Source organism: Pseudomonas sp. EGD-AK9, assembly GCF_000465935.2.
Lineage (GTDB): Bacteria > Pseudomonadota > Gammaproteobacteria > Pseudomonadales > Pseudomonadaceae > Aquipseudomonas.
Genome location: NZ_AVOF01000784.1, coordinates 1 through 14720 on the forward strand (window position 1 = coordinate 1; position 14720 = coordinate 14720).

Sequence of the window (14720 nt, forward strand, 5' to 3'; positions counted from 1 at the left end):
GCTCAGGCGCAGCTCGGCCGGCAGGTGCTCGGCCAGGGCCTGCACCTCGCCGACCAGGCGCGCCTCCAGATAGCCCGTGCTGTCGGCCTGCAGGGTCAGGCTGCGCTGCAGCTCGCCGCCAACCTGCAGCGCCAGCTGCCAGGGTTTGCCGTCCACCTCCGGCAACTGCAGGCGCCCGCTGACGGCCAGCGGCCAGTCGCCCTGCGGGGTCAGCTCGCCGCTGAGTTCGAGGCTGAGCTCGTCGCGGCGCAGGCTCAGGCGCTGCAACGTCACGCCCTGCTCGTTCCAGGCGGCGATCAGGCTCAGCTCGCTGAACTGGGCCTGGCCGTCGAGGCGCAACTCACCCAGCTGGATATCACCCAGTTGCAGGCGCAGCGGCAGCTTCAACTGCGGCAGGCGCAGCGGCTCGCCGCTCGCCTCCCCGCTCGCGGGCAGGTTCAGCACGACCTGCCGCAGGTGCAGACGATCCAGGCACAGGCTCAGGCGCAGCAGGCAGGCCGGCGACCAGGCGAAATCCACCTGGTGCAGCTCGGCGCGCAGCCCGTCCTGCTGCCAGCGCAGCGCATCGGCCTGCCAGGCCGCACCGAGCCGGCCGCTGAAGTTCTCCACCGTCAGCCCCGGTACCTGCGCCAGCAGCCAGCGGCTGCCACCCTGGGTCCCCAGCAGGCCCAGCACTGCCGCACCGAGCAGCAGCGCCAGGCTCAGCAGCCCCGCCGCCAGCCACTTGAGTGCGCGCCTCATAGTTCCGGCCCCATGGAGAAGTGCAGGCGCACGCCGCCCTCGTCGTCCAGCGCATGGGCCAGGTCCAGACGCAGCGGGCCGACCGGCGAGACCCAGCGCAGGCCGAAGCCGACGCCGGTCTTGAGGGTGGGAAAGTCCAGCGAGTTGAACGCGTTGCCCTGGTCGACGAAGGTCGCCAGGCGCCACTTGTCCGTCAGGCTGTACTGGTACTCGGCGCTGGCGGCGAACAGGTAGCGGCCGCCGATCTTGTCGCCGCGGTCGTTCTCCGGCGACAGGCTCTGGTAGTCGTAGCCGCGCACGCTCTGGTCGCCGCCGGCGAAGAAGCGCAGCGACGGCGGCACGCCGGAGAAGCCGTTGGTCTCGGTGCCGCCCAGCTGCACGCGGCCGAGCAGGCGATGGTTGTCCAGCACCGTGGTCAGGCCCTTGAGCATGACGTTGCCGTGCACCACGTTGGCGTCGGAGAGCACCCCGTCCACCGCGCCGGAGACATCGAACTGCAAGCGATAGCCGCGCCGCGGATCGAGGCGGTTGTCGCTGCGCAGCAGCGAATAGCTGACGCCCGGCATCAGCAGGGTGCTCAGGCCGGAGTCGTCGCCCAGACGGTACTCCTCGCGCTGCCACTTGAGCGACAGCACCCGCTGCCAGCCGCCGGCGCGCTGGCTGTGCCACTCCGGACCGAGGGTGAGCAGACGGCTGAGGCTGTCCTTGCTGGCCAGTTCCTCGTACTGGTAACCGCCGGCCAGGCGCAGCTTGTCGGTCAACGGCGGGTCGCCGGGCATGTCGTACCACAGGCCGAGGTTCTGCCTTGGCGCCGACAGCTCGGTCTCCACCCCGTAGCTATGACCCTGCGGGTTGCGCCAGTGGCGCGTCCAGGAGCCGCGCAGGCGCGGCCCGACGTCGGTGGAGAACCCCACACCCAGGCCCAGGGTGCGCGGCTCGCGGGTCACCAGCGCGACCGCCACGGGAATGCGCAGCTGCTCGGCCTGGGTGGGAATGGCATCGATGCGCACCGACTCGAAGTAGCCGCTGGACTGCAGCGCCTGGTACAGCTCGGCGATCAGCTCGGAATCGTAGGGGGTGTCCGCCTGGAACGGCACCATGCGCCGCAGCAGCGCCTCGTCGAAGGGAAAGTCGCCGCTGAAGGCGAGGTCGCCGAGGCGGTAGCGCGGCCCGCTGACGTACACCAGCTCGATATCGGCGACCCCGGCGGCGGGGTCTATATCCAGGCGCTGGCGGGAGAAGCGGCCGTCGAAGAAGCCGTAGCGCGAGGCCTGGTTCTGGATCAGCCGCTTGGCGTCCTCGTAGCGGCCGTGGTGCAGTACCGCGCCGGGCTGCAGGCGGCTGGCGCTGGGCAGGCGAAAGGCGGCCAGCTCGCTGGCCGGGCCTTCGATGCGGATGTCGACGCTGCGCAGGCGCACCCGTTCGCCGGGCTCCACCTCCAATACCAGGCGCGGCGTCTCGCCCTCCTCGATGCGGCTGCGGATGCGCGCCTGGTAATAGCCCAGCGCCTGCGCGGCCTTGTCCGCCTCGGCCTCGGCGACCCGGCGCAAGCGCCGCAGCGCCTGGCCGTCGCGGCCCTCGAGGCTGCCCACGTAGCCTTCGATATTGGCCTTGAGGGCCGCATTGGCCGGGCTGATGCGCACGTCCAGCTCACCGGCGGCGAGGGCGCCGGTGCTGATCAGCAGCAGCGCCAGGCTGCGCCGGATATGTCCATATACGCTCATGGCCGGGGATGCTATCACGGAGAGGACGGCGAGCTAGAGCGGTGGAGAACGGCGGTGACAGCCAGGGTTCAGGCGCGGGCCCGCGCCACCGGCTGCGGATTGGGGTGGAAGAACACGTGCTCCACCACCGGGCCGATGGCCAGTTCGCCGATTTCCTCGTAACCCTGGCGCTTGTAGAAATCCAGGTAGCGCGCATTGCCGGTGTCCAGCACCACGCCCTGCGAGCCGGCATCCTCGGCGCACCAGTCGTGCAGCGCTTCGAGCAGTTGCTCGCCGCGGTGCTGGCCCTGGAACTCGGGATGGATGCCGAGCAGCGGCAGCACGTGATAGGGCCCCGGCGGCAGGCAGGCGAGCACCGCGTCGTGGTATTCGAGGTAGCGCTTGGTGCAGCGGAAACCGGTGCTCAGCAGCATGCGCAGACGCCAGCCCCAGCTCTCGGTGATATCCAGGCGCCGTTGCGGCGGGGCGATCAGCGCGGTGCCGATCAGCCGGTCGTCGAGCAGCAGGCCGATGGCCGGCAGCTCCTCGGCGAAGTGCTGCTGCACCAGTTCGCGCACCGTGGCCCGCACCCGCTGGTCGAAGCCCGGCCGCTCGGCCTCGAACAGGTAGGCGAAGGTCGGCTCGTGGCGGTAGGCGTGGTAGAGCAGCGAACGCACTTCGCGGGCGTAGCCGCCGTCGAGCATGCGGACTTCGGCAGGAGCGTTATGGGGCATGGCGGACCTCTGTTGTTATGCGTTGTGCGGTCGGACGCGTCACAGCCAACTTAGCACCGCCGCCAGGGCCCTGCCAGGCGCTGGCCGCGAGCGCGGCGGATCGGCTAGCATCGCCTTTTGCCCAGGACTCGCCGCCCATGAAAATCGTCTCCTTCAATATCAATGGCCTGCGCGCCCGCCCCCATCAGCTGCAGGCCCTGATCGACAAGCACCAGCCGGACGTGATCGGCCTGCAGGAAACCAAGGTGGCCGACGAGCAATTCCCCGAGGCCGAGATCCGCCAGCTCGGCTACCACGTGCACTATCACGGGCAGAAGGGTCATTACGGCGTCGCCCTGCTCTCGCGCCAGGAACCGCTGAACCTGCACAAGGGCTTTCCCGGCGACGCCGAGGACGCCCAGCGGCGCTTTATCTACGCCACCTTCACCGACGCCCAGGGCCAGCCGGTGACCGTGATGAACGGCTACTTCCCGCAAGGCGAAAGCCGCGAGCATCCGGTCAAGTTCCCCGCCAAGCAGCGCTTCTACGCCGACCTGCAGCAGTTGCTGGTCGAGCACTTCGATCCGCAGCAGGCGCTGGTGGTGATGGGCGACATCAACATCAGCCCCGAGGACTGCGACATCGGCATCGGCGAACCCAACCGCCTGCGCTGGCTGAAGACCGGCAAGTGCAGCTTCCTGCCGGAGGAGCGCGAGTGGCTGGCGACCCTGAAGAACTGGGGCCTGGTCGACAGCTTCCGCCAGCTCAACCCCGGGGTGAATGACCGCTTCAGCTGGTTCGACTACCGCAGCCGCGGCTTCGAGGACGAGCCCAAGCGCGGCCTGCGCATCGACGTGATCCTCGCCAGCCAGGCGCTGCAGGGCCGGCTCAAGGACGCCGGCATCGACTACGAGCTGCGCGGCATGGACAAGCCCTCGGATCATGCGCCGATCTGGCTGGAACTGGGCTGAGAGCCTATACGGCGCGCCCCAGCGCCGTCATATCACTGAAACCTGACTGACTTAATCTGCGCGGCACTCTCCATCACCCACTAGAAGGTGTCTGCCGCATGCCGCGCGCCCCGTCCGCCGTCGACCGCGACCTCTGGAGTCGCACCCTGTCCCTGCTGGTCCTCGGCTTCATCTGCTACGCCCTGCCGCTGTCGGTGTTCGCCGCCCTGCCCGCCTCGCAGGGCGGGCAGCCGGTGCTGCGCCTGCAGGGCTCCAACACCATCGGCGCCAGGCTCGGCCCGGAACTGGTCAAGGGCCTGTTCGAGGCCCAGGGTCTGCGCGATATCCGCAGCGAGGCCGGCGCGGCGGAGAACGAACAGCGCCTGCTGGCGCGCCACGCCGACGGCCGCACGGTGATAGTCGAGGTCGCCGCCCATGGCTCCGGCACCGGCTTCGCCGCGCTCAAGGACGGCACGGCGGACCTGGCCGCCTCGTCGCGGCCGATCAAGGACGGCGAAGCCGCCGCCCTGGCTGCCCTCGGCGATCTGCGCAGCGCGCAGGCCGAACAGGTGATCGCCATCGACGGCCTGGCCATCATCCTGCACCCGAGCAACCCCATCGCGGCGCTCGGCGTCGAACAGGTGGCGCAGCTGTTCGCCGGCGAGATCGGCGACTGGCGCGAACTGGGCGGCAACCCCGGGGCGGTGCGTTTGTACGCCCGCGACGACAACTCCGGCACCTACGACACCTTCAAGGAGCTGGTGCTGGCACCGGGCGGGCGCAGCCTGGCCGCCGGCGCCCAGCGCTTCGAGTCGAGCACCCAGCTGTCCGATGCGGTCAGCGGCGATCCGCAGGGCATCGGCTTTATCGGCCTGCCCTATATCCGCCAGGCCAAGGCGGTGGCCATCGCCGCCGGCGACTCGCAGCCGATGTCGCCAAGCACCACGCTGATCGCCACCGAGGACTACCCGCTGTCGCGCCGGCTGTTCCTCTACAACCAGCCGCAACCGGACAACCCCTGGGCCCAGGCGCTGATCGACTTCGCCCACAGCCCACGCGGCCAGGCCATAGTCGACGCCAGCGGCTTCATCGCCCAGACGGTGCAGGCGATCCGCGTCGAACCCAGCGCACAGATGCCGGCCGGCTATCGCCAGCTGGCCGAACGGGCGCAGCGCCTGTCGGTGAACTTCCGCTTCCAGGAGGGCAGCGCCAGCCTGGACACCAAGGCCCAGCGCGACCTGGCACGGGTGCTGGACTACCTCAAGCGCCACGACAAGCTGCATAACCAGGTGGTGCTGGTGGGCTTCGGCGACGCCAAGAGCGACCCGGCCCGCGCCGAGCTGCTGTCCAAGCTACGGGCCATGGCCGTGCGCCGTGAGCTGGCCAGGCAGGGCGTGCTGTTTCGCGAGATCACCGGTCTCGGCGACGAGCTGCCGGTGGCGGCCAACAACGAAGACCACGGGCGCATCCGCAATCGCCGGGTCGAGGTCTGGGTCTACTAGAGTTGCAAGCGGCAAGTGGAGCAAAACCGCGGGCTGGCTTGAGGCTAGCCGGGTTAAGCGCTAGCCTGTCTGAGCGTGACGCCGGGCCCCTCTGGCGGTGAGCTCTCACCGTGATGTCGGAGTCACTGAGTCGATATTCAACTCAGGCAGACATTTAGGGAGGGCTCATGGACGCTCTACTCGCCTTTTTCACCACCCCGCTGTTCGGTACCCCCGGCTGGTTCTGGCTGGCCTTTCTAGTGCTGATCGTCACCCTGCTGGTGCTCGACCTCGGCGTGCTGCACCGTGACCAGCACGAAATCGAGATGCGCGAGAGCCTGCTGCTGTATTCGGGCTACTTCAGCGTCGGCGTCGCCTTCGGCGGCTGGATCTGGTGGCAGCTCGGCGCGACCAAGGCGCTGGAGTACTACACCGGTTTTCTCGTCGAGCAGTCGCTGTCGATGGACAACGTCTTCGTCATGGCGATGATCCTCGGCTACTTCAACATCCCCCGCCGCTACCAGCACCGCGTGCTGTTCTGGGGCATCCTCGGGGTGATAGTGCTGCGCGCCATCATGATCGGCCTGGGCACGGCGCTGGTGCAGCAGTTCGACTGGATCCTCTATCTGTTCGGCGCCTTCCTGCTGTTCAGCGGCTTCAAGATGCTGCGCAGCGAGCACGAGCAGGAACATCACCCGGATCTGGCGCAGAACCCGCTGCTGCGCTTCCTGCGCCGGCATATCCGGGTTACCGACGAGCTGCACGAGGGCCACTTCCTGGTGCGTCTGAAGGACCAGGTCAGCGGCAAGTCACTGCTGCATGCCACGCCGCTGCTGCTGGCGCTGGTGCTGATCGAGCTGGCCGACCTGGTGTTCGCCGTCGACAGCGTGCCGGCGGTGCTGGCCATTTCCCAGGACCCCTTCATCGTCTACACCTCGAACATCTTCGCCATCCTCGGCCTGCGTTCGCTGTATTTCGCCCTGGCCGCGCTGATGCACCGCTTCATCTACCTGAAGTACGCCCTGGCGCTGGTGCTGATGTACATCGGCGGCAAGATCTTCCTCCACGATCTGGTCAAGGTTCCCGCCCTGCTCTCGCTTGGCGTAACCTTGGGCCTGCTGGCCGGCGGCGTGATCCTCTCCCTGCTGAGAACCCGCGACCGGGCCGGTCTCGATCGACAACAGAGTTGAAGCATGGCGGATGTACGCATAGATGAGCTGGAGCGTGGCGGCCAGCGCCTGTGGCAGGTGCGCGTCGGCCGCCGCGCGCTGACCTTTCACGAGGAGCTGGCCGCGCGCGCCTTCGCCGCGCAGCTGCACATGCGCCTAGGCTGGCTGGATCAGGCACGGAACTCCGACGACAAGGAGTCGCAACCGACATAAACGACGAGGCCCGCAAAAAAGCGGGTCTCGTCCTTTTCAGCGCCTGGTTCAGCGGCTGGCTTTCATCACGTCGCGCGGCACGTACTTGCCGATCTCGTACTTGCCAATGGCGGCGCGGTGCACCTCGTCCGGGCCGTCGGCCAGACGCAGGGTGCGCTGCATGGCGTACCAGTAGGCCAGGGGGAAGTCGTTGGAGACCCCGGCGCCACCATGCATCTGGATCGCCCGGTCGATCACCCTGAGCGCCACGTTGGGCGCCACCACCTTGATCTGGGCGATTTCGCTGGCGGCGATCTTGTTGCCGACGGTGTCCATCATGTAGGCCGCATTGAGCGTCAGCAGGCGCGCCTGGTTGATCTCCATGCGCGAGTCGGCGATATGGTCGATATTGCCGCCCAGGCGTGCCAGCGGCTTGCCGAAGGCGGTGCGCGAAACGGCGCGCTTGCACATCAGCTCCAGGGCCCGCTCGGCCATGCCGATCGAACGCATGCAGTGGTGGATGCGGCCCGGGCCGAGGCGACCTTGGGCGATCTCGAAGCCGCGCCCCTCGCCAAGCAGCACGTTCTCGTAGGGTACCCGCACGTTCTCGAACAGCACCTCGGCGTGGCCGTGCGGCGCGTCGTCGTAGCCGAATACCGGCAGCGGACGCAGCACGGTGACGCCAGGGGCGTCCATCGGCACCAGGATCATCGAGTGCTGCTGGTGGCGCGGCGCGTCCGGGTTGGTCAGGCCCATGAAGATCATCACCTTGCAGCGCGGATCGCAGGCGCCGGAGGTCCACCACTTGCGGCCGTTGATCACCCACTCGTCGCCTTCGCGGCGGGCGTTGGCCTGCATATTGGTGGCGTCGGACGAGGCCACACCCGGCTCGGTCATGGCGAAGGCCGAGCGGATCTCGCCGGACAGCAGCGGCTCCAGCCACTGCCGCTTCTGCGCCTCGTTGCCGTAGCGCACCAGCACCTCCATGTTGCCGGTGTCCGGCGCGGCGCAGTTGAACGGCTCCGGGCCGATCAGCGAGCGGCCCATGATCTCGGCCAGCGGCGCGTACTCGGTGTTGCTCAGGCCGGCGCCGTAGTCCGACTCGGGCAGGAACAGGTTCCACAGGCCCTCGGCCTTGGCCTTGTTTTTCAGCTCTTCCATGATCGCGGTGGGCTGCCAGCGGTCGCCCTCGGCCACCTGCCGTTCGAACACCGCTTCGGCCGGGTAGACGTGCGCTTCCATGAACGCCGTGACGCGCTCACGCAGCTGTTGAACCTTGGGGGAGTAGGCGAAATCCATTGGGGCTACCTTCTTGGCTGTGCGGTTGTGGAAAAGATGCTAGAACAGCGCCTAAGATTTATCGAACCTATTTTTAGCGTGTATGAACATTCATAACCGATATATGATCGATTGATATCGACAGCCCTGGAGCGCATCCGGCATGAACCTGACCAAGGTGGATCTGAACCTCTTCATCGTCTTCGACGCCATCTACACCGAGGCCAACCTGACCCGTGCCGGGCAGATCGTCGGCATCACCCAGCCGGCGGTGTCCAACGCCCTGGCCCGCCTGCGCGAGACCTTCAACGACCCGCTGTTCGTGCGCACCGCTCAGGGCATGGTGCCGACGCCGATGGCGCAGAACATCATCGGCCCGGTGCGCAATGCCCTGCAGCTGCTGCGCGTATCGGTGCAGGAGAGCCGCACCTTCAACCCGCAGCAGGCCAACAAGACCTACCGCATCAGCATGACCGACCTCTCCGAGCAGATTCTCCTGCCGCCGCTGTTCCAGCGCCTGCGCCGCCTGGCGCCGAACGTGTGCATCGAGAGCTTTCTGGCCAAGCGCCGCGAAACCACCAAGGAGCTGGCCGCCGGGCGCCTGGACTTCGCCGTCGACGCGCCGCTCAACACCGACCCGCAGGTGCGTCACGTCAAGCTGCTCGATGACCGCTACGTCTGCGCCATGCGCCCAGGCCACCCGCTGGCCAAGGACAAGATCAGCCTCGACGAGTACCTGTCGCTGACCCACATCCATATTTCCAGCCGCCGCAGCGGTCTGGGCTACGTGGATCTGGCCCTGGGCAAGATGGGCATCCAGCGCAAGATCGCCCTGCGCTCGCAGCACTACCTGATGGCCAGCAGCGTGATGCTGCAGACCGATATGGTGATCACCGTGCCGGAGCGCTTCGCCCGCCGTCATCACCTGCATCACGTGACGCTGCCGGTCGGCGACGTGCCGGCGCTGGAAACCCATCTGTACTGGCACGAAAGCACCGATCAGGACCCGGCCAACCGCTGGATGCGCGAGCAGATGATCGAGCTGGCCCAGCAGGTCACCGCGCAGGAGAAGAAGGCCGAACAGGCCCCCGCCGCCTGAGTGAAAGGTGGTAAACGCAAGAAGGCCCGCAGATGCGGGCCTTCTCGTTTCGGGCGGGGAGAATCAGCGGGCGAGCTGGCCATCCAGCGACAGCTTGCCGGCGCCTTCGACCAGCACCGCCAGGCTCATCGCCATCAGCGCCAGGGCGAACTCGTAGCCGTTGTTGCTCATGAAGAAGCCGTGCTGCAGGTGCACGGTGACGATGGCCACCAGCATGGTCACCGCCAGCACCGCGGCCGCCGGGCGCGCCAGCAGGCCGACGATCAGGGCGAGACCGCCGAAGAACTCGGCGCTACCGGCCCCCAGCGCCATCAGGTAGCCCGGCGTCAGGCCGATGCTTTCCATCCACTGCGCCACGCCGGCCAGACCATAGCCGCCGAACCAGCCGAACAGCTTCTGCGCGCCATGAGCGGCGAAGGTGATACCGGCGACAATGCGCAGGATGGTGATGCCGAAGCCGGCCTGGGTGGCGGTGATGCTCTTGATCAGGTTGTTCATTACAGCGCTTCCTTCGTGTGTGAGAGTTGATGGCGCACAGAATAACCAATTAATTCGATTTAAAAACAGCAAAAAACCACTAATTAATATCGAATTGATAGATAGCTAGTTGGCCGTCAGCCGCTGTCTTTGCGGTTCGAGCAGATAGCGCTCACGGTCATAAGCAAGGTAGTACTTATTCACCGCATTCACATAACTCACCACGCCCATGCCCATCTGCTCCATGGCCACACGCTCGACCTGGAAGAACCACTGATTGGGATTGAGGCCCCGCCTGCGTGCCTCGGCGCGCAGGCTCTGCACCCGCTGCGGGCCGAGGTTGTAGCCCGCCAGGATGAAGGCCATGCGTTCACGCTCGTTGAGCTGCGGGCTGTTGAAGAAGGTGCGGCGGATCATCGCCAGGTACTTGCTGCTGGCCAGCACATTGCCGTCCAGGCTGGCGATATTGCTCACGCCGACGGCGCGCGCCGCCGCCGGGGTGATCTGCATCAGCCCGGTGGCACCGCTGGCGCCGCGCGCCGAGGGGTTGAGGGTCGACTCCTTGAACGCCAGCGCCGCCAGCAGCAGCCAGTCGAATCCCTGACGCTCGGCATGCTGCTGCAGCACCGGGCGCACCCGCTCCAGGCGCTGGCGCTCGGTGCGGCCGAGCGGCGAATGGACCTTGTACAGACGCCGGTAGACGCGCTGGAAGGCGGCGTCCTGGTCGGCCGGGTTCTGGTAGCCGCTGAAGAAGCGGTCGATGCTGGCGCGCAGCATCGGCGCATCCGGACGCACGAACCAGCTCATGTCGCCGTCACGCGCCAGCACCAGGTGCCTGTCCACCCTGAGCTTGGGCATCACCTTGGCCCAGCGCTCGGCGATCGGCAGTTCCACCGCGGTGCGCTCGAAGATGCCGGCCTGGACCATTTCCAGCACGTCCTCCACCGCCAGACTGGGGTCGACCCACTCCACCACGATCGGCGGCAGCTTGCGCGCCGCCAGTTGCTGGTTGACCTTGCGCAGCGCCTCGCCCACCGCGCTGCCGGCCGGCAGCGACAGGCTGCGCCCGGCCAGTTGTTCGAGGCTGCGGTAATGCCGGTTGCCCTGCTTCGCCACCAGCACCAGCGGCACCTCGCGACGGATCGCCGCGCTGGCGCTGACGTCGCGCCCGGCACGCACGTTGAGCAACTCGCCCGGCGCCACCAGATCGCCTTCGCCGCGCTGCAGGGCGCCGAGCAGCTGGTCCTTGGCCTTGGGGATGATCTTCAGGCGCAGGCTGCGGCCGTCGCGGGCGTTGCGGTTGAGGTACTGCTCGAAGGCGCGCAGGCGGTGGTACTCGACGCCGATGCTCTGGCCCTTGACCGAGCCCGAGCTGTTGCGGCTCTGGTTGACCAGCACGCGCAGCTCGCCGCTGCTGCGGATCGCCGGCAAGTCGCGGGCGCTGCGGGCCTGACTGCCGACTTCCGGCGGGCCGATCAGGCGCGCGCTGGCCGGTAGCGGCAGCAGGGCCAGCAGGCACAGGATCAACAGCAATCGCGACATCGATTCTCCAGGGATGGGCGGCAGGCCGCCGGACTCAGAGCACAACCCGCGAAACAAGTTCCCAAGCTGCGCGCGGGGCGCGGAGGGTCGCACAGCTGGCGCTGGCGGCGCCAGCCCGCAACCTTGCATCAATCTTAAAAAGCGTCGCCAACTTATTGTTTCTAATTGCCTTTCTGACGAACGGAATGCTTCTGCTATGCTCCCCCTTCGCCCAGACCAGGTGGCACCATGCAACTCATCGATATCGCCGTCAATCTGACCCACCCCAGCCTCGCCGCGCAGGCCGAAGCCCTGCTCGAGCGCGCCTACGCCGCCGGCGTCTGCCAGATGCTGCTGACCGGCACCAGTCTGGCCGAAAGCGAAGCCAGCCTGGCGCTGTGCCGACGGCTGGACGGCAGCGGCGAGCGACTGTTCAGCACCGCCGGGGTGCATCCGCACGACGCCAGCAGCTGGAACGGCGCCAGCGCCGACAGGCTCAAGGCCCTGCTGGGCGAAGCCGAGGTGCGCGCGGTGGGCGAATGCGGACTGGACTTCGACCGCGATTTCTCCCCCAGACCGCTGCAGGAGAAGGCCCTGGAGCAGCAGCTGGCGCTGGCCGCCGAGCTGAATATGCCGGTGTTCCTGCATGAGCGCGAGGCCAGCCAGCGCCTGCTGGAGATACTCCGCGATTTTCGCGACCGGCTGCCGGCGGCGGTGGTGCACTGCTTCACCGGCGAGCGCCAGGCGCTCTACGCCTATCTGGATCTCGACCTGCATATAGGCATCACCGGCTGGGTCTGCGACGAGCGCCGCGGCACCCACCTGCATCCGCTGCTCAAGGACATCCCCGGCGGCCGTCTGATGCTGGAGACCGACGCGCCCTTCCTGCTGCCGCGCAGCCTGCGACCCAAGCCGAAAAACGGGCGCAACGAGCCGGCCTTCCTTGGCGAAGTGCTGCGCGAGGTGGCGCTGCACCGCGGCCAGAGCCAGGCGCAGCTGGCCGCCGAAACCACCGCCTGCGCCCGCGCCTTCTTCGCCCTGCCGCCACTGCCGGAGCGCGCCGCAGCGGAGTCTTGATCCCGGTCAACACTTGCGCCCCGGGCCTCGACGACACTGCTGGCATTTGGCCAATAGCGGCTGTCGTACGCGGACACTACAAAGCATGGGCGCCTGGATCAGCGATATTTCCCTCAAGTACAAGTTCTGGGCGGTCAACGCCGTGGCCGGACTGATGCTGCTGCTTCTGGCCGCCTCGCAGCTGCTGATCCGCTTTTTGCTCAGCCACCTCAACACCCTCAAGGACGTGATGCTGCAGGTCGAGCGCAGCGGCGACCTGGCCCTGCGCGTGCCGCTGGAGGGTCGCGACGAGGTCGGCCAGATGGCCGCCGCCTTCAACGCCATGCAGGCCGGCTACCAGCGTGTGGTCGGCACCGTCGGCCAGGTCGCCGCCGAACTGGACAGCGGCACCCGCAGCATGGCCGAGCGCATGGGCGCGGTGCGCCAGGGCATGCTCGACCAGCAGAGCGAGACCGACCAGGCGGCCACCGCGATCAATGAGATGTCGGCCACCGTGCAGCACATCGCCGAACACGCCGGCAGCACCCGCGACCAGTCGCACAACGCCGACCAGCTGGCCCGCGCAGGCCAGGCCGCGGTCGGTCGCGTCGAGCAGTCCATCGCCGGGCTGTCGCGCGGCGTGCAGCAGAGCGCCGGTACCATCGAGCGCCTGGCCGAGGACAGCCAGCACATCAACCGGGTGGTCGGGGTGATCCACGGCATCGCCGAGCAGACCAACCTGCTGGCGCTCAACGCCGCCATCGAAGCGGCGCGTGCCGGCGAGATGGGCCGCGGTTTCGCCGTGGTGGCCGACGAGGTGCGCAACCTGGCCAAACGGGTGCAGGACTCCACCGACGAAATCACCCAGATGATCGGCCACCTGCAGGCCGGCACCCGCGACGCCGTGGAGTTCATGCGCGAGAGTTCCGACAGCGCCAACCATTGCGTGCGGCTGGCGCAAGAGGCCGGCGAGGCGCTGGCGGCGATCACCGCCGCGGTGGCGCTGATGCGCGACAGCAACACCCAGATCGCCGTGGCCGCCGCCCAGCAGAGTCAGGTGGCCGAGGAGATGAGCCGTTCGGTGGTGGGCATCCGCGACGTCACCGAGCAGACCGTCGGCCAGACCCTCGACTCCGCCGCCACCAGCCAGCAACTGGCCGAGCTGGCCGGCGAGCTGAGCCAGGCGATCCGCCAGCTGCGCCTGTAGCAGGCCTTTAGGTTTGAGCCTATCTGCACCATAGCCAGGGGCAATTCGCCGGAGCCCAGGCGGCCGGCCTAGACTCGCTGCATGACCCAGAGGAATGCAGCATGAGCAAACGCCGCCCCAACCTGCTGGCCTGGCAATGGCGCCACTACGCCGAGCAGCACCGGCACCCGACCAACCTGCTGCTGCACCTGCTGGCCGTGCCGCTGTTTCTGCTGTCGGCCGCGCTGTTGCTGATCAGCCTGTGGCGCCTGGGCTTCGTACCCCTGGCACTGGGCACCATCGGCCTGCTGGCCGCCCTCGCCCTGCAGCGCCAGGGTCACCGCTTCGAGCAGCAGGCGCCGGGGCCCTTCGCCGGCAAGCGCGATGCGGTCAAACGCCTGCTGCTGGAACAGTGCGTGACCTTCCCGCGCTTTCTCTTCAGCGGCGCCTGGTGGCGCGCCTGGCGCCGGCGCAAGCGGCACTGACTCAGCCGAATACCGTCACCGTCTGCCGGCTGATGGCGATCAGCTCGCCCGCCGGGCTCCACAACGCCGCGGCGATATGGCCGTAGCCGTCGCGGGCGTGCTCGATCTCGGCGCGGTACAGGCACCAGTGCTCGGTGCTCAGCTCCCGCAGCGGCTGGACGAACTCGATGGTCCAGGTCAGCGAACTGCCCGGCGCCGGGCTCTTCAAATGCGGCAGCACCGCCGGCGGCCAGGCATCGACCAGCGCCAGCAGATGCGCCTCGCTCAGCGCCTGCGGCTCGGCCTCGCCGCGCAGGCGTACCCAGCCGCCCATCTGCCGCGAGGGGTTGTTGGTGAAGGGCATGCCACCGATGCCCCAGCGCATGGCCAGGAAGCGGGTGAACTCGGGGGTGACGCCGCGCAGGTACGGCAGCTCCTGGCAACGCTCGGCCGGCTCGATCTGCGGCGCCGGCAGCGGCGCAACATCGATGGCCGAGGCGCGCGCGGCGCCGAAACTGCCCTGCACCATGGTCACCACCTGGCCGTCCTGCACCGCGCGCAGGCACAGCTGGCTGACCGCCTTGCCCTCGCGCAGCACCTCGGCCTGGAAGCTCACCGGCACGTCCGCCGCCACCGGGCCGACGAAGGTGATGGCCAGCGAGCGCACCGGGCGCCCCGCCGGCACCTTGG

General features: G+C 68.0%; 13 protein-coding genes and 2 pseudogenes. 8 read left to right on the plus strand and 7 right to left on the minus strand.

Going from position 1 to position 14720, the window contains the following annotated elements; translation table 11 throughout:
- From N878_RS23835 to N878_RS23845, 3 genes and pseudogenes are all read right to left on the minus strand, one after another.
- A pseudogene (locus N878_RS23835) lies at positions 1–741 on the minus strand (translocation/assembly module TamB); the annotation flags it as partial.
- Complete coding sequence (locus N878_RS23840) at positions 738–2465, minus strand: autotransporter assembly complex family protein (protein ID WP_021446000.1); 1728 nt, start codon at positions 2463–2465, stop codon at positions 738–740. The pseudogene N878_RS23835 and the gene N878_RS23840, both read right to left, overlap by 4 nt.
- Positions 2466–2533: 68 nt before the next feature.
- Positions 2534–3178, minus strand: coding sequence for an N-acetyltransferase (locus tag N878_RS23845; RefSeq protein WP_031303986.1), 645 nt, complete (start codon positions 3176–3178; stop codon positions 2534–2536).
- A 137-nt stretch (positions 3179–3315) separates the two neighbouring features.
- Between N878_RS23845 and xthA the strand changes: the two genes are divergently transcribed.
- The 4 genes from xthA to N878_RS23865 all read left to right on the plus strand — a co-directional run bounded on the left by xthA (position 3316) and on the right by N878_RS23865 (position 6970).
- Positions 3316–4128 carry an exodeoxyribonuclease III gene (xthA, locus tag N878_RS23850; RefSeq protein ID WP_021446002.1) on the plus strand — a complete coding sequence of 271 codons (813 nt, stop codon included), beginning with the start codon at positions 3316–3318 and terminating at the stop codon, positions 4126–4128.
- A 98-nt stretch (positions 4129–4226) separates the two neighbouring features.
- Positions 4227–5609: a substrate-binding domain-containing protein gene (locus tag N878_RS23855; protein ID WP_021446003.1), complete on the plus strand. Its 1383-nt coding sequence runs from the start codon at positions 4227–4229 to the stop codon at positions 5607–5609.
- 167 nt (positions 5610–5776) lie between these two features.
- A complete protein-coding gene (locus tag N878_RS23860) occupies positions 5777–6778 on the plus strand; it encodes a TerC family protein (protein ID WP_021446004.1) in 1002 nt (333 codons plus the stop codon).
- A 3-nt stretch (positions 6779–6781) separates the two neighbouring features.
- Positions 6782–6970 (plus strand): hypothetical protein, encoded by a 189-nt coding sequence (locus N878_RS23865; protein WP_021446005.1) that lies wholly within the window; start codon positions 6782–6784, stop codon positions 6968–6970.
- A 48-nt stretch (positions 6971–7018) separates the two neighbouring features.
- Here N878_RS23865 and N878_RS23870 read toward each other — a convergent pair whose 3' ends face one another.
- Positions 7019–8248 (minus strand): acyl-CoA dehydrogenase, encoded by a 1230-nt coding sequence (locus N878_RS23870; RefSeq protein WP_021446006.1) that lies wholly within the window; start codon positions 8246–8248, stop codon positions 7019–7021.
- A gap of 142 nt (positions 8249–8390) precedes the next feature.
- Between N878_RS23870 and N878_RS23875 the strand changes: the two genes are divergently transcribed.
- Entirely contained in the window at positions 8391–9326 is a 936-nt protein-coding gene (locus N878_RS23875; protein ID WP_021446007.1) for a LysR family transcriptional regulator, read from the plus strand.
- 63 nt (positions 9327–9389) lie between these two features.
- On the opposite strand, the gene N878_RS23880 is transcribed toward N878_RS23875, so the two are convergent.
- Positions 9390–9824 carry a DoxX family protein gene (locus tag N878_RS23880; protein WP_021446008.1) on the minus strand — a complete coding sequence of 145 codons (435 nt, stop codon included), beginning with the start codon at positions 9822–9824 and terminating at the stop codon, positions 9390–9392.
- A 105-nt stretch (positions 9825–9929) separates the two neighbouring features.
- Positions 9930–11345 carry a transglycosylase SLT domain-containing protein gene (locus N878_RS23885; protein ID WP_021446009.1) on the minus strand — a complete coding sequence of 472 codons (1416 nt, stop codon included), beginning with the start codon at positions 11343–11345 and terminating at the stop codon, positions 9930–9932.
- A 228-nt stretch (positions 11346–11573) separates the two neighbouring features.
- Here N878_RS23885 and N878_RS23890 point away from each other — a divergent pair, with 228 nt between their 5' ends.
- From N878_RS23890 to N878_RS23900, 3 genes and pseudogenes are all read left to right on the plus strand, one after another.
- Entirely contained in the window at positions 11574–12401 is an 828-nt protein-coding gene (locus N878_RS23890; protein ID WP_021446010.1) for a TatD family hydrolase, read from the plus strand.
- Between the two features lie 151 nt (positions 12402–12552).
- Positions 12553–13587: pseudogene (locus tag N878_RS23895) on the plus strand (methyl-accepting chemotaxis protein); the annotation flags it as partial.
- Between the two features lie 101 nt (positions 13588–13688).
- Positions 13689–14051: an Mpo1-like protein gene (locus tag N878_RS23900; protein WP_021446012.1), complete on the plus strand. Its 363-nt coding sequence runs from the start codon at positions 13689–13691 to the stop codon at positions 14049–14051.
- 1 nt (position 14052) lies between these two features.
- Here N878_RS23900 and N878_RS23905 read toward each other — a convergent pair.
- The coding region (locus tag N878_RS23905; RefSeq protein ID WP_021446013.1) for an acyl-CoA thioesterase II at positions 14053–14720 on the minus strand (668 nt) is incomplete at its 5' end.